Below are 23,170 nucleotides of genomic sequence, written 5' to 3' on the forward strand. Positions count from 1 at the left end.
TTTTCTACGTCTGTGCTTATTATCTCCTGTTTTATCATTTTTGTAAGGTAGGCCACTATGGATTCGCTAATCGTCCCGGATCTGGATCTTTTACGACGCTGGCTGGATCAACTGGGCATCACCTTTTTTGAGTGTGACTCCTGCCAAGCGCTACATCTGCCACATATGCAGAATTTTGACGGTGTATTTGATGCCAAAGTCGATATGATCGATAAAACGATTTTGTTCAGCGCACTGGCTGAAATACGCCCAACCTCGCTGATCCCGTTGGTTGCCGATCTCAGTCAAATGAACGCCAGCACGTTGGCAGTGAAAGTCTTTGTTGATATTCAGGATGACAATTTACCGAAGCTGATTGCCTGTCTTTCATTGAACGGCAGCGTTGGCGTGACGCTTGAGCAGTTTGCTGAGTTCATGAAACAGGGCGAAGAACAGCTTTCGATGATCATGATGGAGACGCGCGCCAATGGCATGTTGTTTCTCGGCGAAGGTGAAGAAAGCGACGCCGATTACGACCCAGACGCCATGAGCGGACCTCTGCTGCATTAGTGATAACGCCACTGACAGTCACTGCGCTGACATGGTTCAACGGCACCGTTATGGTGCCGTTAGTTTTTGTATAAAAACCTCATAAATATTCTGCAAACTAATCAATCTCCCCGATATCTGACGCCATTAGAGGCATGAATGGCGCACGACATAGATGCAATTGCATAGAAAATCGATAATTGACGTTTTTTCCACCGCTCGGTGGCTGGATAGGCTATCTGCAGTTATGCTTGATTTGCAGCGTACAGCTCAGATTTTCCTCATATTATTACCCAACATTTAAATGAAGAAATAACCGTTTTTTCTGATTTTATATGCATAACGATCTGCTGTCGCATGCCATCACTGCTGGTAAACGGGCTAGTGCGCGCCGTTTCTACATTATTTGGAGGGATTGATGATGATCAACGGGAATAAAAAGTGGCTGGTAGGTGCCATTTCAGGGGCTTTAATGGCTGCCGGGGCAACGGCAGCCGATCAGAAAACGCTGCATATTTACAACTGGTCTGACTATATCGCGCCAGACACCTTGGCGAATTTCACCAAAGAAACCGGTATCAAGGTGGTTTACGACGTTTTCGATTCTAATGAAGTGCTGGAAGGCAAACTGATGGCCGGCAGTACCGGTTTTGATTTGGTTGTGCCTTCCGCCAGTTTCCTCGAGCGTCAGGTCGGTGCGGGCGTATTTAAACCCTTAGATAAAAGCCAGCTGAGTAATTATAAAAACCTCGATCCTGAGCTGTTACAGCTGGTGGCTAAGCACGATCCAGACAATAAATATGCGATTCCGTACACCTTTGCGACCACGGGGATTGGTTACAACGTCGAGAAAGTGAAAGCGGCATTGGGTAAAGATGCACCGGTGAATAGCTGGGATCTGGTGTTGAAACCTGAGAATCTGGAGAAATTGAAAAGCTGCGGCGTGTCATTCCTTGATGCACCCGCTGAAATTTATGCCACCGTACTTAATTACATTGGTAAAGACCCTAACAGCTCTGATGCCAACGACTACAACGGCGCGGCGAACGATCTGCTGTTAAAACTTCGTCCAAATATTCGTTATTTCCATTCCTCTCAGTACATCAATGACTTAGCCAACGGTGATATTTGCGTCGCGGTCGGCTGGTCGGGCGACGTGATGCAGGCCGCCAATCGTGCCAAAGAAGCCAAAAACGGCGTGGATATTGCCTACAGTATTCCGAAAGAAGGCGCACTGATCTTCTTCGATGTGTTTGCGATGCCCGCTGATGCTAAAAACACCCCTGAGGCATATCAGTTCCTCAACTACTTATTACGCCCTGAAGTGATCGCAAATATCAGCAACCATGTTTATTACGCTAACGCCAATAAAGCGGCGACACCGCTGGTAAATCCAGAGGTGCGGGATAATCCGGGAATTTATCCTCCGCCGGACGTGAGAGCAAAAATGTTCACGCTTAAAGTGCAATCGCCAAAAATTGACCGCGTGATCACCCGAGCTTGGACCAAAGTGAAAACCGGAAAATAAATCAGCGAAACAGTTACGTAGACAAATAATGTGGCTACGCTGAATACACAGGCAGAGAAAACCTCTTTGCCTGTGTGCTTTTACACTGCTCGTTGAGCGGTATGTGTCGATGCAGCCGGGTCTGTATCAGGTACGAGAGCGAGGACGTCCCGAATGAATGATATTATCCCCCGTCAGGCACCTAAGGTGCATAAAGCGTTTACGCCGCTGTTGGAAATTCGCAATCTCAGTAAAACCTTTGACGGGCAACTTGCCGTCGATGACGTCAATCTCACGATTTATAAAGGCGAAATTTTTGCGCTGCTTGGCGCATCCGGCTGTGGAAAATCCACGTTACTGCGCATGCTTGCCGGTTTCGAAATGCCTACCAGCGGGCAAATTGTCCTCGATGGGCAGGATTTAGCCCACGTGCCTCCCTACCAGCGCCCCATCAATATGATGTTCCAGTCTTATGCGCTTTTCCCCCACATGAGCGTGGAGCAAAACATTGCCTTTGGTTTGAAGCAAGATCGCTTGAGCCGCGGTGAAATCAGCCAGCGCGTGGAAGAAATGCTGTCGCTGGTGCATATGCAAGAATATGCGAAACGTAAGCCGCATCAGCTTTCAGGCGGGCAGCGCCAGCGTGTTGCGTTGGCGCGCAGTTTGGCCAAACGGCCAAAATTGCTGCTGCTGGATGAGCCCATGGGAGCATTAGACAAAAAACTGCGTGAGCGCATGCAGCTGGAAGTGGCAGATATCTTAGAGCGCGTGGGCGTGACCTGCGTAATGGTGACGCACGATCAGGAAGAGGCGATGACGATGGCGGGGCGAATTGCCATTATGAATCGTGGGAAATTCGTGCAAATCGGCGAACCTGAGGAGATTTATGAGCACCCGAATAGCCGCTACAGCGCCGAGTTTATCGGTTCGGTTAATGTCTTTGACGGCATCTTAAAAGAACAGTTAGACGATGCGCTGCTGATCCAAAGTCCTGGCTTATTGAATCCACTCAAAGTGGATCTCGATGCGGCCGTGGTTGAGGGCGTTCCGGTGCAGATTGCTTTGCGCCCAGAGAAAATTCTGCTGTGCGAAGAGCCGCCGGAAGACGGCTGCAACTATGCAACGGGAGAAGTGGTGCACATTGCCTATCTTGGTGATTTGTCTATTTATCACGTTAAGCTGCTCAGTGGGCAAATGATAAGCGCCCAGTTACAGAACGGTCACCGTTTCCGTAAAGGCATGCCAACCTGGGGTGACCAAATCAAGCTGTGTTGGGATGCCGATAGCTGCGTAGTTCTCACCGTCTGAGGAGGTAGCGATGTCTACACTGTTTACAAGTCGCAGCGATCGCCCTCCGGTTCAACGGGTGGGGAAATTCACTGCGTGGCTCTACCGTTTACGCGGTGTGCATGGCCGCAAACTGGTTATTGCCTTGCCCTATCTATGGCTGATCTGCTTATTTTTACTGCCGTTTCTGACGGTGTTTAAAATCAGTCTGGCCGAAATGGCACGCGCCATCCCGCCGTTCACCGATTTAATGACTTGGGCGGACGACAAGCTAGATATTGCGCTGAATTTTGCCAACTATTTCCAGCTGTTTGACGATCCGCTTTATATAGATGCTTACCTTCAATCGCTGCAAATCGCCGCTGTCTCAACGATATGCTGTTTAATCATTGGCTATCCGCTGGCGTGGGCGGTAGCGCACAGCAGTTCATCGACGCGCAATATTTTGCTGCTGCTGGTGATCTTACCGTCTTGGACGTCGTTTCTGATCCGCGTGTATGCATGGATGGGAATACTCAAAGAAAACGGCGTGCTGAATAACGTGCTGCTGTGGCTCGGCGTTATCGATCATCCATTGATTATTCTGCACACCAACACGGCGGTATACATCGGTGTGGTGTACTCCTATCTGCCTTTTATGGTGCTGCCTATTTACACCGCGCTAACGCGTATTGATTACTCGTTGGTGGAAGCGGCGCTAGATCTCGGCGCTAGGCCAATGAAAACCTTCTTTAAAATTATCGTTCCTTTAACCAAAGGCGGAATTATCGCGGGCTCGATGCTGGTCTTTATTCCCGCCGTGGGGGAGTTTGTTATTCCTGAACTGCTAGGCGGGCCGGATAGCATAATGATTGGGCGCGTGCTGTGGCAGGAGTTCTTTAACAACCGCGATTGGCCAGTGGCTTCGGCAGTGGCGATCTTGATGTTGTTACTGTTGATCGTGCCGATCATGCTGTTCCACAAATATCAGAATAAAGAACTGGGGGCGCACTAATGAATACTTTACCGGTTGTGCGCTCGCCGTGGCGTATTGTGATTTTGGTGGTTTGCTTTTTCTTCCTGTACGCCCCGATGCTGCTGTTGGTCATCTACTCCTTCAACAGCTCTAAACTGGTCACGGTGTGGGCAGGGTGGTCAACGCGCTGGTACAGCGTGTTATTCCATGATTCAGTGATGATTAGCGCGGTGGGATTAAGCCTAACGATTGCCGCTGCTGCGGCTACGATGGCGACAATTCTTGGCACCATGGCGGCGGTGGTGATGGTTCGTTTTGGCCGCTTTCGCGGATCAAACGGGTTTGCATTCATGCTGACAGCGCCGCTGGTGATGCCCGATGTGATCACTGGGCTCTCATTGCTACTGCTGTTTGTGGCAATGGGACACCTGATCGGCTGGCCTGCAGAACGCGGTATGCTGACGATCTGGATGGCGCATGTGACCTTTTGTACGGCCTATGTCACCGTGGTGGTCAGCTCGCGCTTGCGTGAGTTGGATAAATCGTTGGAAGAGGCGGCGATGGATCTTGGCGCAACGCCGCTGAAGGTGTTCTTTGTGATCACCATTCCCATGATTGCCCCCGCGCTGGTTTCCGGCTGGCTGTTGGCATTTACGCTGTCGCTCGACGATCTGGTTATTGCCAGTTTTGTGGCGGGGCCGGGCTCAACGACGTTACCAATGCTGGTGTTTGCCAGCGTGCGTATGGGCGTTAACCCTGAAATTAACGCGCTGGCCAGTATTATTCTGCTGGTGGTTGGAGTGATTGGGCTGATTGCGTGGTGGTTTATGGCCAGAACGGAAAAACAGCGGTTGAAAGAGATCAGAAAAGCGGCAGGCGGCTAACTATGGTTATTATTCCCGCAGATTTAATCAGTGAACGTGTGAATAAACAGGGTCTGTAACGCGTTAATTTGAAACATAAAGATCATAAACCGCTAGCCTGAATAACATAATTTGTCCTATTATGAGTTTTTCAGGCTAGCTTATGGAATAAGATGTCAGAAATACTGCGTAACCGGCATGAAATGCTGAAAAAATGGGCTTTGGCCCCGGTACCTGTATTAATTGCCGGCACGGCAATGATCGGTATCCATACGCTTGGATTTTTGCTGTTACTCCATGAGCTGGGCTTTGACGGTTTAAGCGCGTTTATTTCAGATAGCGTACAAAACTGGGATTCTATGCTGCTTTGTATCGCCAGCATTATGGTGCTGAGCATTGAGATTGCCTGTGGACTGGCCGTCATCCAGGGAAAGAACTGGGGGCGCTGGGGGTATTTGGGCTGTCAGATTACGGTAATAGGCTATATGTTGCTGGCCTCCCTTGGTTGGTTCCATCCTGAAATGTTCAGCGTAAACGGAGAAACCGGCAGTGAAATTTTTGCTGAGCTGGTGCGTTTAAAAATCCCTGAGCTCATGATTTTAGCTCTGCTGTTTGTTCCTCTTACTAGCCGCCGTTATTTTGGTTTGCAAAACCGCCGCAGGGTAAGCTAACGCGTTATTTACCGTCGGTGTTTCGCCTGAACCTATGCCTTTATGCTACAATCCGCGCCGTCGTAACCCCATCTTTTCTTATTCAATAGAGTCTTTGTGATATGCACTGTGCCCTGTACCAGTCGGGAACCTGTCGCTCTTGTCAGTGGCTTGAAACGCCATACGCCCAACAAATCACCCAGAAACAGCAGCAGCTAGAAGCGCTGATGTCTGCCTTGCCGGTCGGACGTTGGCTACCGGTTGTTAGCAGTGCAGAACAGGCATTTCGTAATAAAGCTAAGATGGTTGTCAGCGGCAGCGTAGAACGCCCGCTGCTAGGCATGCTGCATCGTGATGGCACGGCGGTTGATTTATGCGAATGCCCGCTTTATCCCGACGCCTTTGCAGCGGTGTTCGATGCGCTCAAAGTGTTTATCGCTCGTGCAGGATTAACGCCTTACAACGTAGAACGTAAACGCGGCGAGCTAAAATATTTGCTGCTTACTGAAAGCCAAAAAAATGGCCAGCTTATGCTGCGCTTTGTATTGCGCTCGGAAACTAAGTTAGCGCAGCTACGGCAGGCGTTGCCTTGGTTGCAGCAGCAACTGCCTCAGCTCGCGGTGATCACGGCCAATATTCAACCGGTGCATATGGCTATTTTGGAAGGGGAGACAGAAGTCTTTCTTACCGAACAGCAGGCGCTGGAAGAGTCGTTTAACCAAATCCCGCTGTATATTCGGCCACAGAGTTTTTTCCAAACTAATCCTCAGGTTGCCGCAGCGCTGTATGCCACCGCGCGTGACTGGGTGCGTGAGCTGAATGTCGGCAGCATGTGGGATCTGTTCTGTGGCGTGGGGGGCTTTGGATTGCACTGTGCAACGCCGGAGATGAAACTCACCGGCATTGAGATTAGCGCGGAAGCCATCGCCTGCGCCACGCGCTCTGCGCAGCAAATTGGCCTGCATAACGTCCAGTTTGCCGCACTGGATTCAACGCGCTTTGCCACTGCCGAAGGCGAAGTACCCGAACTGGTGTTAGTTAATCCGCCGCGCCGTGGAATTGGGGCTGAGCTTTGCGCTTATCTCAGCGCCATGTCTCCGCACTACATTCTCTATTCAAGCTGTAATGCGCAGACGATGGCTGTGGATATTGCACGCTTGGGAAATTACCGCATCGAACAAGTACAGCTCTTCGATATGTTCCCGCACACGGCACACTACGAAGTGTTAACCATGTTAGTTCGTCAGGATCGATAGCTGATTTTCTCAAGCTCGAGCAAGGCTTTTTTGATTGGCAATCCGCCCGAATAACCGGTCAAAGAGAGATCTTTGCCGAGCACGCGATGGCAGGGTATCAGAATCGAAATAGGGTTTCTTCCCACTGCGCCGCCCACGGCCCGCACGGCTTTCGGATTGTTTAACGCATTGGCAATCACCGAGTAGTGGCTGATGGTGCCGTATGGGATGGTGAGTAATGCCTGCCATACCGACTGTTGGAACGGCGTACCGACGGGCGCCAGCGGCAGGTTATCAAAGCGTCGTTTTTCCCCCGCAAAATAGGCATCTAAACAGTCGCGGATCTGGCGATTGATGCAGAAACCCCCATCTTCAACCCACTCGGAAGGGCAGATCTTTTCTTCAATCTCATTGGGCAGCCACAGCTGGCGCAGCCCTTGTTCATCCGAAACTAGCCTGAGCATGCCAACGGGCGAGGAATAAAGTGCGTGGTACATGAAATCTCCCTGAGTTTGGTTTAGTCCACGTTAATTGCGCTAAGGTAGCAAAACGCGGCGAGGGAGGGTATTACCATGAAGGATAAGGGATGAGATTCGGAATTTCAGCGACCCCTCTCCCGATGCGGGAGAGGCTTTAGGTGAAAGCGGTGTAATTTTAGTGGAAGCATGAATGTGGAATATGAATAAAACAGTCAGCAAAAAATCCGCTTTGAGCGATATTTAAGTATTCTGATGCTATCTGGAATTTAAGAACGTTTATCATTTAGTGCTAGCTATAAATACATACCTATCTCTTCTTCAATTCCACGTTCGATGATGAATCGAGTCACAATGCCCATAACGAAAAATGAAATGAATCCCCCAATAATGAGCCAGATATAGATGCTGTCTAGTTTTGCGTTGTTATTATTGGCTATATATCCCACTTCGAAAATAAGCCCCATAAGAGGCAAATAGGCCACGCTGCTGCATAGGACGGAATCAAGTATTGGGCTGTGATTTTCAGGCGTAAAGGTTTCCTTTGGCGGACGAATCGATAACAAACCAAGCTGAAAACTATCTGCTTTGGTGCCAGATACGAGTTGGCTACCTTGTCCGTAACGCGCGGCGTCTGCGGCCAGAGCCGATGCTAGCCAAATTTGCCCATCAGAGTGGTCGCCTAGGCTAAAATTGACATCATGACGGTTTTGTCCTGATGCACTGCTCTCGATGCCATCCAATGCCGCATATAAACCGTATTTTTCCTGCTTATCTAAGCCGCTGTGCCATAAGTGTTGTCCTGTTCCATCTGCAATATGCTCGACAGCGAGATAGGTACGGCTATCTTCAGCCAGTTTATAGGCTGAGCTCTCTAGAGTACGAAACCAATAGAGAGGCGTTTCACTGGGCTTTTGTACGGAATAAAACCCTTTGTTATGTGCATCAGGGTGTGTGAAGAGGAATGCCTGCGCATTTTCGCAAAAGGATGCTTTGTCTTCTGTGTGGAGGTCAACAACGATCAACAGCCGGCGCTCAGAGAATGGCGTATCTATCCATGTATTTAATAGCGCAAGGTCGGGACACTCTGATAGCCAATGGATTTTATGTTTCTCTATGGCTGGGATGGATAGCTCTTTGAGCACTGTTTTTAATTCATCAACGTTATCCTCACTTCCGCCATGAACATAAAGCCATAGGCTCAAGTCGCTGCCTTGGAACGAGAGCGTTTTCTCAAGCGGTTTCAGTATTGATGTGAGAATTAGCTGTAGTCTCGTTGACTCAAATTGCTCGCCACTGTCATTATCGATTTCAAGTGGCGTGGCCGGTGCGGTAGGGAATTCACCTTCTAGGCGCAGTATTTTTAAAGCAAGATCGTCAAGAGAAGACAGTGAAGCATGTTCATGGAGTAGGAGATGGCTCCGTCCCCAATATTTCCATCGTTGTTTCAGGCAGCCATAGAGGTAATTCCGTGTATGCCATGCGAAGTTTTCCGAGACTTTGACGAAGAGAACGATTCCTGCGATGAGAAAACCCACTGATGCGGGAAGTAAGAATGCTCGATGGATGAAACTGTTATCAACAAGTTTTCCTGTTGGCCAATTGAGTAGGGTAGCCACAAAAAAAATAATAACGAGGGCAATAAATATCAGAGAAACCACCAGCCAAGGATAGCGCGTTGGCCTAGGCATGGGGTTGGCGGGGGGAATATTCCAGCGCATTATTCCACTCCTGCATTGGGTAAGGTTGTGTTTATGGAGCACCCACATTGAGCTTTACACCCGTCAACGACCACCGCTTTACCATTTATCATCCAAGTTGGATGACATTGCGCCGCTGTTTTTTGTCCATGTAGCGAACAACTCACCATGTCCCCGAGTAACATCACATTTTTTCCCATAAAGTCTGGCCCGGATGCACTGATCACTGTTCCGCCATTGCTGAGTGGATCACCCAAGCGAATAACACCTTTCATTCATTAACCTTTATTGAAGGAGTATTAATTAAATAATTAGCTTTCTGTATTCAGGCTATTCATTCGCTATAACTTATTTTTTAGTGAGTCCATATACACCAAAATCAACGCCATATTGCACTGGGCGAAGGTTTTTGAGTTTTAATATGTAATCCGTATTGATAACTTTCTCGAAATCTCTCGAGTCAAACGTAATATGATAAATACTCCCCTTTTCCCATGGTGATATTGTTCCAAATCCATCAATGTCTAGAGTACAGAATGTGGATTGTTCTTTATTAGAACGTTTCACCGACGCTGATTGCGTTATTGGTGGGTCATAGGGAGTTTCAATCGTAAAGAGATACGTTGAGGAGGTCGTTTTTTCAACGTAGAAACGTGATTTTCCGCCTTCAACTTTATAGGTTCCTGAAAAATCTGGGCATTCAGACGTAGTTTCAGTTTCTGATGTGTTTGCTGAAGTCGTGGTTGACGCTTTTTGTAATGCATCATGCTGGCTATTTGCGCATCCTGCAAAAAGCATTACCGTAGCCATAAGTGTTAGTAATCTAATATTTCCATTCATTCTGTTTTACTCCTTATCTGGATCGCATTGCATATGATCCCAACCGGTATAGTTTTTTACCTCAGGGACTTTGGTGGTTAGCCCTTGCCATTCGGATTTTTCTTCATTCGTCTGGCCTTTCAGCGTGCTCAGTTCAATGTATGACGTTCCCCATTTTTCCCCTGGGAACTGAGGATCGATCCGTCCTGTGCCAATTTTGCCATCGTAGGTGAAGGTGTAATCGATACCCGGACCTCCAGGGAGGACTCTTGGGTCATCGAAGGGTTTAGAACTGAGATAGAGGTGGCCTTGCTTGGTGAGCAAAAAACCTTGGTCATTCACCACGGTGAAAGACACCACGTTTTCACGCTTGGGGCTAGTTGTACCATCAGGTTCGACGCCATAGGCGACAGAGGCGTAGGTGGCTATTTTCCATGTTCTTCCATAGTCTTTTGAAACAGCAAATCCATCTACATCCCAGTCAGGAATAGCCATATAGCGTTCCGATGGATGTTGAAATTTACCAGCAAATGCACGGTAAAACTTATCCATAATCTCTGATCTGATACCTTGTTGGTTATCTACATACCAAAGTGCTCCTTGGCAGTAGTAGCCTTTAAGTTCCAGATACCGATGGTCATCAAAACGATAAATAACCTGCGTTGGAATTTCATTTTTTTTGGCCTGACATCCCGCCATGAATACTGTCGAGAGCAGAACGCCTACCAGAGATATATTGGTGTTCATTAAGCATCCTCGCCGCATTGATACGGAACCGCCTCTAACCAGCCTCATGCCTATTCCAACCCCAAATCAGGATCGCATTGCATATGATCCCAACCGGTATAGTTTTTTACCTCAGGGACTTTAGTGGGTAGCCCTTGCCATTCGGCTTTTTCTTCATTCGTCTGGCCTTTCAGCGTGCTCAGTTCAATGTATGACGTTCCCCATTTTTCCCCTGGGAACTGAGGATCGATCCGTCCTGTGCCAATTTTGCCATCGTAGGTGAAGGTGTAATTGAAGTGGTCAACAAAAACTGGCCACAGTTTTAGAGTTTTTCCAGAACAATCGCTCTGATTCATTGGGTGTTAAGCCACCGTTATATTGGTGGGGTCTGAGCTGGCTGTAATAACCAATGATGTAATTCGTTATTGATCTATTTGCTTCGCTAAAATTAACGTATCCACAGTTCGGGACCCATTCTGATTTCAGGCTGCGGAAAAATCGTTCCATTGGGCTGTTGTCCCAGCAGTTCCCTCGTCGACTCATGCTTTGCTTTATACGATAACGCCACAATAACCGTCTGAATTCCCTGCTGGTATAGTGACTTCCCTGGTCAGAATGATACATAACGTCAGCCGGTTTTCCCTGGTTTCCCAGGCCATCGTTAATGCTTTTCCTGTCAGAACTGAGTCCGGAGAAAACGACATCGCCCAGCCTATTGGCTTGCGAGAAAATAAATCCAGAACAACCGCCAGATAAGCCCAGCGTTTGCCCGTCCAGATGTAGGTCACGTCGCCGCACCAGGTCTGATTAGGTTCCGTTACTGCAAACTGGCGATCCAGATGATTAGGGATATCCACATGCTCTTTTGTGGCTTTTTTGTAGCGATGCTCCGGTTGCTGGCAACTAATAATATTCAGCTCTTTCATTATCTTACTGGCCCGCCAGCGACTCAACGGAACACCTTTTGCGCTGACCATATCGGCAATGCTCCGGGCCCCCGCAGAGCCATTACTGGCATGATGAACTTCACGAACTAAGGCTAAGTATAACGATGTGTTTTGCATCAGGTTTCTGCGGTCGGCTTAGCCAGTACCGATAGCTACTGCGATGGATCCCGAACACATTGCAAATAAAGGCAACAGGAAACCGCGTCCTGAGTTTCTCAACTAACGAGAATTGTTCAGGGAGTCTGACATCAAGAGCGCGGTAGCCTTTTTTAATATATCGTTTTCCATTTCAACACGTTGTAGTCGTTTTTCTAATTCACGAATGCGAAGTTGCTCAGGCGTCATCGGAGAGGCCTTTGGGGATTTCCCTGCGCGTTCTTCTTTAAGCTGGCGAACCCATTTATCCATCGTGGATTTACCGACATTCATTGCTGTTGCAGCGGCGGCAACGCTGTAGTGCTGATCGAGTACAAGCTGGGCAGCTTCGAGGCGAAACTCGGGGCTAAAATTGCGTCTGTTACGTCCGGTCATAATGTCACCTGTTTTGACTATGAGGCGATGATATCACCTCTATTCAGGTGGCCAGATTTAGTATTCCACTTCACTCATGCCTATTCCAACCCCAAATCAGGATCGCATTGCATATGATCCCATCCGGTATAGTTTTTTATCTCAGGGACTTTGGTGGGTAAGCCTTGATAGTTTGTGTGGTACTGCGACGTCAATTGACCGATGGAGCTCCGCTCAACATAGTCTAATCCCCATTTGGGGCCCGGAGATTGAGGCGATATATGTTCGGGAGATCCATCATAGGGGTTCGTATAATCGATACCGGTGCCTCCAGAGAGGACTCTTGGGTCATCGAAGGGTTTAGAACTGAGATAGAGGTGGCCTTGCTTGGTGAGCAAAAAACCTTGGTCATTCACCACGGTGAAAGACACCACGTTTTCACGATCGGGACTGGTTCCACCGCCGGGTTCTACGCCAAAGCCAACCGAGGCGTAATGCGCATTACGCCAAGTCTGACCATAATCTTTCGAAACCATAAAACCGCTAATATCCCAATCAGTGATAGCAATATAGCGTTCTGAAGGGTGAACATATTTCCCACCAAATGCGCGATAGAATTTGTCCATAACCTCTGACTTAATGCCTCGTTGGGTATCGACATACCAAAGTGCCCCTTCACAGTAGTAGCCTTTGAGTTCCAAATACCGATGGTCATCAAAACGATAAATAACCTGCGTTGGAATTTCACTTTTTTTGGCCTGACAACCTGTGGCTAATGCTGCTGAGAGCAGAACGCCTATCAGAGCGATATTTATGTTCATTAGGCATCCTCGCCGTATTGATACGGAACCGCCCCTAACTAGCCTCATACCTATTCCAACCCCAAATCAGGATCGCATTGCATATGATCCCAACCGGTATAGTTTTTTACCTCAGGGACTTTGGTGGGTAGCCCTTGCCATTCGGCTTTTTCTTCATTCGTCTGGCCTTTCAGCGTGCTGAGTTCAATGTATGACATTCCCCATTTTTGTCCTGGTGAGCGGGGATCGATCCGTCCTGTGCCTATTTTGCCATCGTAGGTGAAGGTGTAATCGATACCGGGTCCTCCAGGGAGGACTCTAGGGTCATCGAAGGGTTTAGAGCTGACATAGAGGTGGCCTTGCTTGGTGAGCAAAAAACCTTGGTCATTCACGACGGTGAAAGACACCACGTTTTCACGATCGGGACTGGTTCCGCCGCCGGGTTCTACGCCATAGGGAACCGAGGCGTAATGTGCATTACGCCAAGTCTGACCATAATCTTTCGAAACCATAAAACCGCTAATATCCCAATCAGTGATAGCAATATATCGTTCTGAGGGATGAACATATTTCCCACCAAATGCGCGATAGAATTTGTCCATAACCTCTGACTTAATGCCTCGTTGGGTATCGACATACCAAAGTGCCCCTTCACAGTAGTAGCCTTTGAGTTCCAAATACCGATGGTCATCAAAACGGTAAATAACCTGCGTTGGAATTTCACTTTTTTTGGCCTGACATCCCGCCATGAGTACTGTCGAGAGCAGACTGCCTATCAGAGCGATATTGGTATTCATTAGGCATCCTCGCCGTATTGATAAGGAACTTCGCCATAGTCTGCTGGTTTAGGCATTTCCCATTGCAGCCGAGCTACCTCTTTATTCTCAACTTCAGGGTATCGAGCGGGAATAACTTTACTGGCATTGTAAAATGCATTCACGACACCAAAATCCCCCGTTGGCAGAACTTCATCCGCCTTATTCATATATTTCTTAGTATCAATTTTTGGCAATATTCCTGTCTGGTAGTATTTTTTAGCCGGTATATTGGGGTTGTTCTTATTTCGCCAATCTGCGCGCCATAGCAGGCTGTTCCAAAACTGGCCACCCTGCAGTTCAAACGCCAGACATTGTCCGATGGCTAAATCGTAGGCCATCGCCATTTTAGGCACCTCGGGGTTGGCGACAATGGAAGAGTGCTGGCTGTAGGTGACCGGATCGCTTTTTCGCCACTCATCTTCAAGCTGCTGTTTGGTTTTTTCACAGCGCAGTTCCAGCATTTTATTCGCGTCGTTAGTGCCCACAACTCGCCCACTGATCACCGGCGTTGGCTGATCAACACTCACCACGGCCAGTTCACTGGGGGTAAGCACATGTCCGATAGTTTGATAACGCAGGCTGTAAGGTAAATTCACCACTTTAGGCGGGGCCGCGCGTTTTAGCGCATTGGCGCGGGCGGAATAGGATATATTTTCGTCCTGACTGCCCTTTTCGATGTTGTGCTGATACTTTTTATTCACCTTCTCGTCGTTATATTGGCCTTGTAAGCTGAAGCTGAATACCTTTGGCAGAGCCTCGCCGTTAGGAGTGACATCGGAATAGCTGTAGGGCTGGTTAGTTTTGCCGGAATAAGCGTAGTCACCGCTGCCAGCGGGTGGTTTTCTGAACGGCGTGGACGCTGGCGCTCCCCCAACCGGATAATTTTGATAAAACACCCGCTGGCGCAGATTCGGAATGCTGTTTGCTATTGCATCAGGAATGCCTCGCCAGCCAAAGCCTTGCACGCTTCTGAGAGATACGGTGCCATCGTTTGGGCAAAAGTAGTTGTAAACCTTGCCAAAGTTATTTCGGCTGTAACGAGGATCGGTATCCCAATGAGATTCTCGCGGTAAACACACACGGTCTTTTAATCTTTGGGTATCGGCAGCCGAGTGTTGCCCGTCGGCACTGGCGTGCGGGTTGGTCGCCATCAGCTGGCAGAAGTGCTTGAATGTCTCCTGACGTGCTTTGTCTGTTTGGTGATGGCCATCTTGCACGCCTTCCATCACTGTATTGGCTAGCGCGTAGGGAGAGTGGTTGAGGATCACGCAGTCGGCGGGATCGGCACCTTCCTGTTTAACCAACATATTGGCCAGCATGGTGATCAGCGTGCCTTGACTGTGTGCCACGATATTAATCGTATCGTGCTCGGTGGGCTTATTTTGTCTAATCGTCAGTATCAAATCAGCTAGTCGCTGAGCGGCAAAGAACTGGTAGATACGATGGGGATTGTCATAGATGGGATGCGTAAAATCACCGTCGTTTATCCAGTTGGTCCTCGACATAAAGCCAATGGCCGCCATGACCACCCCTCCGGCACCGGGCCCAAGCATATCGGGTAATGACGTGGTGGCATTAGCAAACGTGCCGCCGCCTTTCGCCGCGGTGGAGTCCAGCACATTACCAAAACAGTCATTAGCGAATCGGCTGTTATTGTCGTTACCGTATTTTTTTAATTTATCAGGATTATTTTCCTGATAAGCATCATACGGCAGCGGGGTCTCTGCGCTGTTCTTGCTCTTTTTCATCGCCGCACGATATTCGCGTTGGTCCGCTTCCCATGTTGCGTGATCGACCGGTTTGTACCCCCAATAAAATGGGATCACCGGTGAACGGCCCGGACCACAAACGCGCATTTGCGGCGTCTCCTCCTCAAGGGCGTAATCCTTCCACTCATGCGGATACAAATCGTCTCTGCCCAACCGCTGGTTGAGGCCCGCAATCATACCGGACTCTTGGTTTTGGTACGCCTCGCCCACGTCATTTACGCCATGCACCAGAATAACGATACAGGGCATCGGGCGTTTGAGACCGACATAGCAGGTGGTCATTGCGCCACCGGTTTTAGCATCTACCCCAAGTTCATTTTTGGCCACGATAGTGGGATTGTAAGGACTAGGTTTGCTATTTTTTGACGACGGGGTATTCATGCGGTTTCTCCATGGAGCAGTTCCATTGTCACCTGTTCTAAGTCAGTCATGTCGAGTAGGGGAGAGCATCCTTGTGCATCCGTGATCCCCTCCACGGCTTCACCGTTGGATTTAGTTAAGCGGAACTTCTGGTGGGCAATCACCTGTTTAGGATCGCCATCGGCATGTAAAGCAAAACGACGGGCGAACGTACCGGACTCAAAGGCGGGAGCCATGGTTTTGACACTTTCGCCATCTTGGTACACCAGCACCGGGGCTTTTTGTGAAATCTTGGTGGGCGAGAATATCTCGACAGAACCATCCGTATTCACGCGTAATCCACCGCCGCCGCATACCAGCTGTAGACCTTTTTTGGCACTCAAAACCATCTGCCCATTAACACTGGTTATACTAAACTGTTGGTCAGCAAGAATGCCGATGGCCCCTTTTTGTGCCTGCATCGTGACATCGCCGGAAGCGGCAATAAGCTTAATGCCTAATTTGCGCGCAAAGGCGGAGATCCCTTGCCCTACGGCCACGGATAGGTTTTTGAGGACGTTAATGCTGCTGCTGTTCCCTGCGGTTAACACCACATCTTCGCCCGCCGAGAGCTGGAGGGAAGCGGGGGTCACCTGTGCTATCCCCGCATCGGCGTAGTGCAACATCCCCGGTTGAGAGAGGCCATTGAGTGCTTGTTGCAGCTGTTGCTGTTTGGTGGCATCAACCGGCGTTGCCTGTGCGATACTGGCGCTCTGCTGCAAAGTTTTTGCCAGCGTTAGCGCCTGCTCGAGCTGGCGTATGGTCGCAGACATATCCAGCTGCTTGCCTTGGGCGCGAGTTTGAGGCTCTGTGGTAACTAAGATCCCTTCGGCGGCGCGCAGCGTTCCCTTTTTATCGGTTCTGACCTCAAACCCTTCTCCTCGTAGCGCATGCTCCGCGTTGACTAAATGCCCCATATTGAGCTGGGTTTTCCCCAGCTCGGTGGCGACCTTGATATGCTCTTCTCCGCGCTTATCCTCAAGGCGAATTTTGTTATTCGCAGGGGTACGGATCACATTGCGCGTATTGTTTCGATGAGTCACCACATCGGGATTGTGCTCATCGTGCATGGCGTAGGCAATGTAGGGGCGCTCTGGATCGCCGCCTTCAAAGGCAATGCCGACTTCCGTATTGTCTAACAGCGGAAAGTGATGGCCGTAGGTATCGCCTGCATAAGGACGAGCCAAACGAACCAACATACTTTCATGGCCCTTTTCTTCATCCTGTCGGTCAAAATCAAATTTAACCCAGTAACGTCCTTTGGCATCGAGATGGGCATAGCGATCGTTTGCCGTCAGCGATGACACGCGTGCTGGAACGGTACCGCTGATGCAAGGTCGAGGAAGTCGCTCTGGACGGAAACAGATCTCTTCGCTGTAGGGAATACCGCTGAGTTCAACACAATATGCATTTTTGCGAGACGCTTTAGCGACCATGGAGGTCACAATAAATCCTGATGCAAAGGCTTCAGGTATATCTCCGGCAATCGTTAATTCCATCCCTGGCGTGACATTTGGGCTGTCAGCCGTTGCCGAAAGCTGAGTCTGTTGGTTGAGTAAATATTCATGGCGAATACGGGCATAGAACCACGTTGTTTCTGCGTCTTGATCTTGCTGCCATCGATCGCCGGGTGCGTGGTGAATATCGGCGTAGTGGTATTCACTGCCGTAGGTTGTCGTGTCTTGACGCGCAATATCTGCCTGTGTTTCCAACGTTTGCGCGCCACCTAGCCGGTAATCATAATTTCTGACGACGACTTCAGCCGGTACAATACAATGACGCGCTTTTAAGCTGTGAACTGCGTAGCTGTTACTCGATAAGCCACTCGTATTAATGTGGTTGATTTTATGATCGAAGATATAGCGCTGCTGGTTATCAGCAAAGACCATCACAATGATAAACGCATGTTCAGGGTGAGCCTCAAAGCGGAACCAAATCCCGACCTCGGACAGCAGGCGTCGAATAAACTGCAAATCGGTTTCGCCCCACTGGGTAATCATTTCCCGATGCGGGTAGCGACATGACAGGTTATCAAAATCAATTTCATACCCTTCAAAATTATGGCTTTTGAGGATTTGTTTCACTAACTCTGGAACGGTTGTATCGAGATAAATCGCGTGGCGCCGTGTTCTTTCCAACAGCGCTAAAGGGTGTGAGAGTTCAACCTCATAAAGTGACTCATCAGCCGAGGTGCTAATGCGCTCAAAAGCCGTGAAAACACCTTCAATTCGCCGTGTCTCCAGCCACTTTTCACTGCTTTCAAGATAGCTCGACCATGCGGTATTCGGCGCACGCATCAACAATGTGGCCTGTTGATTTAGGATATCTTTGGGCGATATGTCTTTTGTGGGGGAGGTGAACCGGATGGTATAGCGATAGGGGGTACTGAGTGCTTCATGACCGGTGAATGACTCAACGTCAGTCATCACATTGCTATGTAATATCTCAAGCAAATAACGGTTTAGCGTTTCTTTGGGGGAATGGCTGGCCAAAATAAATCTCCATATTTAATGCCAATACCGCTCCGCGATAAGCTAACGTTGATGTCGGATCGGTTAACGTTTCTTATATAAATGATTAGCCTTACTAATGAAAGGGTTTAATTCTGAAAGTGAGAGTAAAACGTATTAACTTGTGATCCCTGACAGTTAGAAGGCTTTAATTATTGTTTTTAGGATTTTGGAGTCCAAATGAAGCGAAGACGTGATAGCGCTTAAGATGTAATGCCGCTTTCGTTGGGGCAGGTAAGAGGATCAGCGCACAGCCCTTGCTAGAGGCAACGCCTAATTGAGTGAATAATAAAAGTATTTTTTAGTTTGTGAAATGAACAGCAAGAGCCTGCAGATTGGTTTTCATATTTATCTAAGAGCTCGCCGGTGCTGAACCGGCGCTCTCAGCGTTGTCTATCTATCCGAACAGCGTGCTATACGTTTGACGTAGTTTAAGTCACTTGTATGGGTATGGCTTCCTAACGTGATTGGTTAGAATGACCAAACAACCGTGTTATTGCGGAAACCACTGGTCGTTAATTTTTTTGTACGTCCCATTGGCTTTGATATCGTCCAGCGCTTTATTGAGCTGCGCCAGCAGAGCCGTATTTTCAGGACGAACGGCAATCCCTAAGCCGGTACCGAAATATTGCGCATCGGTCACGTGATCGCCCACGGCGGCGAGATTAGGATTGTTTTTCAGCCATTCATTGACGACCGCAGTATCGCCAAATACGCCGTCTAAACGGCCACTTTTCAGATCTAGAATCGCGTTTTGATAGCTGTCATAGGCCACGGTTTTAATTTCAGGATGCTTATCCTGCAAATATTTCTGATGGGTGGTGCCATTTTCCATCCCCACGCGTAGGCCTTTCATATCAGCGAAGGTTTTATATTTGCCTTTGTCTGCAATGATAATGGCGGAGTTAGCGTAATAGGGCTGGGTAAAGGTGACCTGCTTTTGGCGCTCCGGCGTGATATCCATGCCCGAAATCACGGCGTCATAACGTTTGAATTTCAGCGCTGGGATCAGGCTGTCGAAGGCCTGATTGGTGAATGTGCAGGTTGCCTGCATCTGTTTGCACAGCGCCTTGGCCAAATCCATGTCAAAGCCAACGATCTGGTTGTTTGAATCCATGGATTCAAACGGTGGATAGGTGGCAGAAGAGGCAAAGCGGATAGTTTCCGCTGCGGTTGCGGTAGCGCTCATTCCTGCCAGTAATGCACAAACCATCAGCTTTTTCATCGTAGAACTCCTGTCTGAAATAGTATCTTTAGGCGACCGTCTTTGTTTTGAGGTATTCGCGCGAACGGAACGACGTTCATGCGAAATGACGGCTAAGTGAACAGAATTGACTTTGCCATTAAGTGAATTTATATGCAATATATTTGGTTAAATATTTAATGCTCACTTTTATCGATACAAAAAAAGCCAGCGCGATGGCTGGCTTTTAGTAGGTATTCTAGATAATTAAGTTAATTTCTGCGTTCGAAGGCCAAGGCGCGACGTTCAACCATACGCATAATTAACGTGAGTAAACCATTTACGCACAGGTAAATCACGCCCGCTGCGCCGAACACCATCACGTCGTAAGTGCGACCATACATCTGCTGGCTGTAGCCCATAACTTCCATCAAGGTGATGGTGTATGCCAAAGACGTACTTTTGAAAATTAACACCACTTCGTTGGAATAGGACGACAGTGCACGTTTAAACGCGAACGGCAGCAAAATACGTAGCGTCTGACTGCGTGACATACCGAGAGCTTCGCAGGATTGCCATTGACCCGATGGAATGGCCCTCACCGCGCCGTAGAACAGCTGAGTTGTATACGCCGCGCTGTTCAGCGCCAAGGCAACCATTGCGCACAGCCAAGGCTGCGACAGCATATTCCACAGCCATGGCGTCTGCTTTATCCAGTCAAACTGGCCTGGGCCATAGTAGATCAGGAAGATTTGCACCAGCAGCGGAGTGCCGGTAAACAGCGTGATATAGCCCTGCACTAGCTGAGTCAGTACGATTGGGCGTAGGGTCAACACGATGGTAAACAGCAAAGCCAGTACCAAAGCTACCAACAAGGAAACCACGGTCAGCGTCAGGCTGGTCGGTAATCCTTGAATAATATCGGGAATGTATTCAAACATTAGGCGTTCCCCCGCTCAAAGCGTGTGGTACGCAGTTCGATTCGTTTCAGAATATATTGGCTGAAAAGGGTGATAATCAAATAAATCGCCGCGGCAACCATATACCACGTAAACGGCTCTTGAGTTCGGGTAGCAATGCTTTTGGTTTGCAACATTAAATCATTCACACTGATCAATGAAACCAGAGCGGTATCTTTCAGCAGTACCAGCCATTGGTTACCCAATCCCGGCAGCGCATGACGCCACATCTGCGGCATGACCAAACGGAAGAAAATGGCGCTTTTGCTTAATCCTAATGCCTGACCGGCTTCGCGCTGTCCTTCAGGAACGGCTTTCAGTGCGCCACGCAGGGTTTGAGAGGCATAGGCCGCATACAACATCGCCAGCGCAATAACGCCGCAAATGAAGGGGCTCACCTCAAAGTTTTCGATATTCAGCTGGATAGGGACCTGGATAAAACCCAGATTCAGATTAAAACCGTCTGAAAGCACCATCAGCAACTGCGCTGAACCAAAATAGATAAACAGCACGACGAGAATTTCAGGGAGTCCGCGCACCAGCGTTACCCACGCGGTGCCCAGCCAAGCCACAGGTTTAATGGTTGACGATTCCCATACGGCGAAAATCATGGCTAATATCAGCCCAAGAACTAATGCACAAAGCGCGAGGCCAACGGTCATACCCGCCGCGCTTAATAAAGGTTGAAATTCAATCATTGCTTGGAGCCTATCCCATCAAGCGCTATACACGCCTAAATGATACTTTTTATTACGCCTACAAAGATAGGCACTATACCCGTTCACAGTGCAGGGTATATATCCCCGTTCATTGGCGCTGCATGGAGGCGGTTAGCCTAGCAACAGCGCCAAAGATATCAGAGATATTACTGCTGGAACCATTTGCTATAGATGGTTTTATAGGTGCCATCTTGCTTCAGCTGGTTCAGCGCGGTGTTAAATTGATTCAACAGTTCCGTGTTGTTCTGGCGCACGGCAATGCCCAAACCGGTGCCGAAGTAGTTCGGATCGGTCACTTTGTCGCCCACGGCGGACAAGGTCGCATTCTGCTTCAGCCATTCGTTCACCACCGCGGTGTCACCGAATACCGCATCCAGACGGCCATTTTTCAGATCCAGAATGGCGTTTTGGTAGCTGTCATACGGAACTGGCGTAATTTCAGGGTGTTTTTCCTGCAGGTATTTCTGGTGAGTTGAACCGTTTTGCATGCCAACGCGTTTACCTTTCAGCGCGGCGATGTCGGCAACTTTGCCTTTCTCAGCGATGAACAGCGCAGAGTTGTCATAGTATGGCGCGGTGAACGCCACCTGTTTCTGACGCTCTGGGGTGATATCCATACCGGAAATAACCGCATCGATACGTTTGAATTTCAGACTTGGGATCAAGCTATCGAAAGACTGATTGGTGAAAGTACAGGTCGCTTTCATCTGTTTACAGATGGCATTGGCCAGATCGATATCAAACCCTTGCATCTGGTTATTTGCGTCCATGAATTCAAAGGGAGGATAAGAAGCTTCGGCAGCAAAACGAATGGTTTCCGCCGCTGATGCAGAGACGCTGATACCGGCTAATACTGTGGCAATTATGATTTTTTTCATCGCAGACTCCAACTTCTGTTAGCTAATAGTTTGGTCAAAACGACCCTGTTAAAGCGTCAATCTAGCCGTTAGTGAGACAGGTAACCAGCAAACGCTTCGGTTTGTGGGTGAGCAAAATGGCTGGCGTCGCCGTGCTCAATCACTCTGCCTTGTTCCATATACACCACGCGGCTGGCGGTCTTACGTGCCACTTCTACTTCGTGAGTCACGATAACCTGTGTGATGCCGGTTTCAGATAGCTCGCGAATAATGCTAACGATCTGAGCGGTAATTTCTGGGTCAAGCGCCGCGGTTGGCTCATCGAACAGTAAAACCTGAGGTTCCATCATCAGAGCACGAGCGATGGCCACGCGCTGCTGTTGACCACCAGAAAGATGCAGCGGGAAACGATCTACATAGTCTGTTAGACGCAGGCGTTGCAGCAATTTTTGCGCGCGTTCCACGGCCTGAGCTTTGCTCAGCCCCAAAACTTTGCACGGTGCTTCAATCAGGTTTTGCATCACGGTCAGATGTGGCCACAGATTGTACTGTTGGAACACCATCCCGACGTTACGACGTAGCTCGCGGATCTCTTTTTCACCCGGTGTTTGGCTGAAATCGAATTGATTACCCGCAATAGAAAGTTGTCCGGAACGAGGCATCTCAAGCAGGTTTAATACCCGCAGGAGAGAACTTTTACCTGCACCGCTCGGCCCCAGTAATACCAAGGTTTCGCCCGCAGGACATTCCAGAGTGATGTCGAACAGCGCTTGATGTGCGCCGTAAAAGCAATTAATGCCGTTTATTTGAATACTCATGCGCGTTTACTGAATAGCCATTGATGATGCAAATGTTAACTTCCACAGAATACTTATGCAATCTTTGTGCGTTAAAATTTATTACCGCACCTCTTAATCGCTTAAGATTAGCACAATATCACCTTTTTACCGGAA

Annotated in this window: 22 protein-coding genes and 1 pseudogene; 7 read left to right on the plus strand and 16 right to left on the minus strand. The window is 48.8% G+C overall.

Annotated features, from left to right (window positions below; all coding sequences use genetic code 11):
• Positions 1–57 precede the first annotated feature (57 nt).
• The 7 genes from AB3Y96_RS07770 (at position 58) to rlmC (ending at position 7,046) form a co-directional block, all read left to right on the plus strand.
• A complete protein-coding gene (locus tag AB3Y96_RS07770; RefSeq protein ID WP_072309311.1) occupies positions 58–549 on the plus strand; it encodes a YbjN domain-containing protein in 492 nt (163 codons plus the stop codon).
• A gap of 400 nt (positions 550–949) precedes the next feature.
• Entirely contained in the window at positions 950–2,056 is a 1,107-nt protein-coding gene (gene potF / locus AB3Y96_RS07775) for a spermidine/putrescine ABC transporter substrate-binding protein PotF (protein WP_072309336.1), read from the plus strand.
• A gap of 153 nt (positions 2,057–2,209) precedes the next feature.
• Positions 2,210–3,343: a putrescine ABC transporter ATP-binding subunit PotG gene (gene potG, locus AB3Y96_RS07780; RefSeq protein WP_040045867.1), complete on the plus strand. Its 1,134-nt coding sequence runs from the start codon at positions 2,210–2,212 to the stop codon at positions 3,341–3,343.
• Positions 3,344–3,353: 10 nt separating this feature from the next.
• The gene (potH, locus tag AB3Y96_RS07785) at positions 3,354–4,316 is read left to right on the plus strand and encodes a putrescine ABC transporter permease PotH (RefSeq protein WP_367298884.1); all 963 of its coding nucleotides are present in this window, start codon (positions 3,354–3,356) and stop codon (positions 4,314–4,316) included.
• Positions 4,316–5,161 (plus strand): putrescine ABC transporter permease PotI, encoded by an 846-nt coding sequence (potI, locus tag AB3Y96_RS07790; RefSeq protein ID WP_025800918.1) that lies wholly within the window; start codon positions 4,316–4,318, stop codon positions 5,159–5,161. The genes potH and potI overlap by 1 nt, the downstream gene beginning before the upstream one ends.
• A 152-nt stretch (positions 5,162–5,313) precedes the next feature.
• The gene (locus AB3Y96_RS07795; RefSeq protein WP_072309314.1) at positions 5,314–5,811 is read left to right on the plus strand and encodes a YbjO family protein; all 498 of its coding nucleotides are present in this window, start codon (positions 5,314–5,316) and stop codon (positions 5,809–5,811) included.
• 101 nt (positions 5,812–5,912) lie between these two features.
• On the plus strand, positions 5,913–7,046 hold the full coding sequence (gene rlmC / locus AB3Y96_RS07800; protein ID WP_367298885.1) for a 23S rRNA (uracil(747)-C(5))-methyltransferase RlmC: 1,134 nt from the start codon (positions 5,913–5,915) through the stop codon (positions 7,044–7,046).
• Here rlmC and AB3Y96_RS07805 read toward each other — a convergent pair.
• The 16 genes and pseudogenes from AB3Y96_RS07805 to artP all read right to left on the minus strand — a co-directional run bounded on the left by AB3Y96_RS07805 (position 7,034) and on the right by artP (position 23,035).
• Positions 7,034–7,522: a methylated-DNA--[protein]-cysteine S-methyltransferase gene (locus AB3Y96_RS07805; protein ID WP_367298886.1), complete on the minus strand. Its 489-nt coding sequence runs from the start codon at positions 7,520–7,522 to the stop codon at positions 7,034–7,036. The genes rlmC and AB3Y96_RS07805 overlap by 13 nt on opposite strands.
• Before the next feature lie 275 nt (positions 7,523–7,797).
• Positions 7,798–9,222: a hypothetical protein gene (locus tag AB3Y96_RS07810; protein WP_367298887.1), complete on the minus strand. Its 1,425-nt coding sequence runs from the start codon at positions 9,220–9,222 to the stop codon at positions 7,798–7,800.
• On the minus strand, positions 9,222–9,476 hold the full coding sequence (locus tag AB3Y96_RS07815; RefSeq protein WP_367298888.1) for a PAAR domain-containing protein: 255 nt from the start codon (positions 9,474–9,476) through the stop codon (positions 9,222–9,224). The genes AB3Y96_RS07810 and AB3Y96_RS07815 overlap by 1 nt, the downstream gene beginning before the upstream one ends.
• Before the next feature lie 73 nt (positions 9,477–9,549).
• Positions 9,550–10,041 (minus strand): hypothetical protein, encoded by a 492-nt coding sequence (locus AB3Y96_RS07820; protein ID WP_072309319.1) that lies wholly within the window; start codon positions 10,039–10,041, stop codon positions 9,550–9,552.
• A gap of 6 nt (positions 10,042–10,047) precedes the next feature.
• Positions 10,048–10,767 carry a hypothetical protein gene (locus AB3Y96_RS07825; RefSeq protein WP_367298889.1) on the minus strand — a complete coding sequence of 240 codons (720 nt, stop codon included), beginning with the start codon at positions 10,765–10,767 and terminating at the stop codon, positions 10,048–10,050.
• A 50-nt stretch (positions 10,768–10,817) separates the two neighbouring features.
• On the minus strand, positions 10,818–11,102 hold the full coding sequence (locus AB3Y96_RS07830; protein ID WP_367298890.1) for a hypothetical protein: 285 nt from the start codon (positions 11,100–11,102) through the stop codon (positions 10,818–10,820).
• Positions 11,047–12,224: pseudogene (locus AB3Y96_RS07835) on the minus strand (IS3 family transposase). The gene AB3Y96_RS07830 and the pseudogene AB3Y96_RS07835 overlap by 56 nt, the downstream one beginning before the upstream one ends.
• Positions 12,225–12,304: 80 nt before the next feature.
• Positions 12,305–13,024: a hypothetical protein gene (locus AB3Y96_RS07840; protein WP_367298891.1), complete on the minus strand. Its 720-nt coding sequence runs from the start codon at positions 13,022–13,024 to the stop codon at positions 12,305–12,307.
• 50 nt (positions 13,025–13,074) lie between these two features.
• Positions 13,075–13,800 (minus strand): hypothetical protein, encoded by a 726-nt coding sequence (locus tag AB3Y96_RS07845; protein ID WP_367298892.1) that lies wholly within the window; start codon positions 13,798–13,800, stop codon positions 13,075–13,077.
• Positions 13,800–15,971, minus strand: a complete 2,172-nt coding sequence (locus AB3Y96_RS07850; RefSeq protein WP_367298893.1) for a DUF3274 domain-containing protein — start codon at positions 15,969–15,971, stop codon at positions 13,800–13,802. The genes AB3Y96_RS07845 and AB3Y96_RS07850 overlap by 1 nt, the downstream gene beginning before the upstream one ends.
• Positions 15,968–18,481 (minus strand): type VI secretion system Vgr family protein, encoded by a 2,514-nt coding sequence (locus AB3Y96_RS07855; protein WP_367298894.1) that lies wholly within the window; start codon positions 18,479–18,481, stop codon positions 15,968–15,970. Before AB3Y96_RS07855 ends, AB3Y96_RS07850 begins: the two co-directional genes overlap by 4 nt.
• 511 nt (positions 18,482–18,992) lie before the next feature.
• Positions 18,993–19,724, minus strand: coding sequence for an arginine ABC transporter substrate-binding protein (artJ, locus tag AB3Y96_RS07860; RefSeq protein WP_072309152.1), 732 nt, complete (start codon positions 19,722–19,724; stop codon positions 18,993–18,995).
• 230 nt (positions 19,725–19,954) lie between these two features.
• Positions 19,955–20,623, minus strand: a complete 669-nt coding sequence (gene artM, locus AB3Y96_RS07865; RefSeq protein ID WP_072309153.1) for an arginine ABC transporter permease ArtM — start codon at positions 20,621–20,623, stop codon at positions 19,955–19,957.
• Positions 20,623–21,339: an arginine ABC transporter permease ArtQ gene (artQ, locus tag AB3Y96_RS07870; protein WP_367298895.1), complete on the minus strand. Its 717-nt coding sequence runs from the start codon at positions 21,337–21,339 to the stop codon at positions 20,623–20,625. Before artQ ends, artM begins: the two co-directional genes overlap by 1 nt.
• Before the next feature lie 167 nt (positions 21,340–21,506).
• A complete protein-coding gene (gene artJ / locus AB3Y96_RS07875) occupies positions 21,507–22,238 on the minus strand; it encodes an arginine ABC transporter substrate-binding protein (protein ID WP_367298896.1) in 732 nt (243 codons plus the stop codon).
• A 68-nt stretch (positions 22,239–22,306) separates the two neighbouring features.
• Positions 22,307–23,035 carry an arginine ABC transporter ATP-binding protein ArtP gene (gene artP, locus AB3Y96_RS07880; protein ID WP_025800926.1) on the minus strand — a complete coding sequence of 243 codons (729 nt, stop codon included), beginning with the start codon at positions 23,033–23,035 and terminating at the stop codon, positions 22,307–22,309.
• Between the last annotated feature and the right edge of the window lie 135 nt (positions 23,036–23,170).

This window comes from Hafnia alvei (genome assembly GCF_964063325.1).
GTDB classification, from domain to species: Bacteria; Pseudomonadota; Gammaproteobacteria; order Enterobacterales; family Enterobacteriaceae; genus Hafnia; species Hafnia alvei_B.

What these genes read in the sequence shown, in the direction of transcription:
- artQ (WP_367298895.1), bottom strand. Translation starts at nt 21,339, where the DNA reads ATGATTGAATTTCAACCTTTATTAAGCGCGGCGGGTATGACCGTTGGC.
- potF (WP_072309336.1), top strand. Translation starts at nt 950, where the DNA reads ATGATCAACGGGAATAAAAAGTGGCTGGTAGGTGCCATTTCAGGGGCT.
- AB3Y96_RS07820 (WP_072309319.1), bottom strand. Translation starts at nt 10,041, where the DNA reads ATGAATGGAAATATTAGATTACTAACACTTATGGCTACGGTAATGCTT.
- potH (WP_367298884.1), top strand. Translation starts at nt 3,354, where the DNA reads ATGTCTACACTGTTTACAAGTCGCAGCGATCGCCCTCCGGTTCAACGG.
- AB3Y96_RS07815 (WP_367298888.1), bottom strand. Translation starts at nt 9,476, where the DNA reads ATGAAAGGTGTTATTCGCTTGGGTGATCCACTCAGCAATGGCGGAACA.
- AB3Y96_RS07770 (WP_072309311.1), top strand. Translation starts at nt 58, where the DNA reads ATGGATTCGCTAATCGTCCCGGATCTGGATCTTTTACGACGCTGGCTG.
- artM (WP_072309153.1), bottom strand. Translation starts at nt 20,623, where the DNA reads ATGTTTGAATACATTCCCGATATTATTCAAGGATTACCGACCAGCCTG.
- AB3Y96_RS07795 (WP_072309314.1), top strand. Translation starts at nt 5,314, where the DNA reads ATGTCAGAAATACTGCGTAACCGGCATGAAATGCTGAAAAAATGGGCT.
- potG (WP_040045867.1), top strand. Translation starts at nt 2,210, where the DNA reads ATGAATGATATTATCCCCCGTCAGGCACCTAAGGTGCATAAAGCGTTT.
- AB3Y96_RS07805 (WP_367298886.1), bottom strand. Translation starts at nt 7,522, where the DNA reads ATGTACCACGCACTTTATTCCTCGCCCGTTGGCATGCTCAGGCTAGTT.
- AB3Y96_RS07825 (WP_367298889.1), bottom strand. Translation starts at nt 10,767, where the DNA reads ATGAACACCAATATATCTCTGGTAGGCGTTCTGCTCTCGACAGTATTC.
- AB3Y96_RS07850 (WP_367298893.1), bottom strand. Translation starts at nt 15,971, where the DNA reads ATGAATACCCCGTCGTCAAAAAATAGCAAACCTAGTCCTTACAATCCC.
- AB3Y96_RS07840 (WP_367298891.1), bottom strand. Translation starts at nt 13,024, where the DNA reads ATGAACATAAATATCGCTCTGATAGGCGTTCTGCTCTCAGCAGCATTA.
- artJ (WP_072309152.1), bottom strand. Translation starts at nt 19,724, where the DNA reads ATGAAAAAGCTGATGGTTTGTGCATTACTGGCAGGAATGAGCGCTACC.
- artJ (WP_367298896.1), bottom strand. Translation starts at nt 22,238, where the DNA reads ATGAAAAAAATCATAATTGCCACAGTATTAGCCGGTATCAGCGTCTCT.
- AB3Y96_RS07830 (WP_367298890.1), bottom strand. Translation starts at nt 11,102, where the DNA reads ATGAATCAGAGCGATTGTTCTGGAAAAACTCTAAAACTGTGGCCAGTT.
- artP (WP_025800926.1), bottom strand. Translation starts at nt 23,035, where the DNA reads ATGAGTATTCAAATAAACGGCATTAATTGCTTTTACGGCGCACATCAA.
- potI (WP_025800918.1), top strand. Translation starts at nt 4,316, where the DNA reads ATGAATACTTTACCGGTTGTGCGCTCGCCGTGGCGTATTGTGATTTTG.
- rlmC (WP_367298885.1), top strand. Translation starts at nt 5,913, where the DNA reads ATGCACTGTGCCCTGTACCAGTCGGGAACCTGTCGCTCTTGTCAGTGG.
- AB3Y96_RS07810 (WP_367298887.1), bottom strand. Translation starts at nt 9,222, where the DNA reads ATGCGCTGGAATATTCCCCCCGCCAACCCCATGCCTAGGCCAACGCGC.
- AB3Y96_RS07845 (WP_367298892.1), bottom strand. Translation starts at nt 13,800, where the DNA reads ATGAATACCAATATCGCTCTGATAGGCAGTCTGCTCTCGACAGTACTC.